At 55.9% G+C, this 632-nt stretch carries 1 rRNA gene; it reads left to right on the forward strand.

What is annotated here, in order from left to right:
* Positions 1-632, forward strand: a 23S ribosomal RNA gene (locus BM377_RS00005); the annotation flags it as partial.

A 632-nucleotide genomic window follows, 5' to 3' on the forward strand; every position in this document is an offset into this window, starting at 1 on the left:
TGAGTCGCTGTTGGGATACCACCCTTATGATGCTGGGCTTCTAACCAAGGACCATTACCTGGTCCGGGGACAATGTCTGCCGGGGAGTTTGACTGGGGCGGTCGCCTCCGAAAGAGTATCGGAGGCGCTCAAAGGTTCCTTCAGAATGGACGGAAACCATTCGTAGAGTGCAAAGGCAGAAGGGAGCCTGACTGTGACACCGACGGGTGGAACAGATACGAAAGTAGGACTTAGTGATCCGGTGGTATGAAAGTGGGATTGCCATCGCTCAACGGATAAAAGCTACCCTGGGGATAACAGGCTTATCACTCCCAAGAGTTCACATCGACGGAGTGGTTTGGCACCTCGATGTCGGCTCATCGCATCCTGGGGCTGTAGCAGGTCCCAAGGGTTGGGCTGTTCGCCCATTAAAGCGGTACGCGAGCTGGGTTCAGAACGTCGTGAGACAGTTCGGTCCCTATCCGGCGCGGGCGTAGGATATCTGAGAGGAGCTGTCCTTAGTACGAGAGGACCGGGATGGACGGACCGCTGGTGTATCAGCTGCATCGCCAGATGCATAAGGCTGGGTAGCCACGTCCGGAAGGGATAAACGCTGAAGGCATCTAAGCGTGAAGCCCCCCTCAAGATGAGAT

This window comes from Butyrivibrio sp. INlla21 (assembly GCF_900116875.1).
In the GTDB taxonomy this organism is placed as follows: domain Bacteria; phylum Bacillota; class Clostridia; order Lachnospirales; family Lachnospiraceae; genus Butyrivibrio.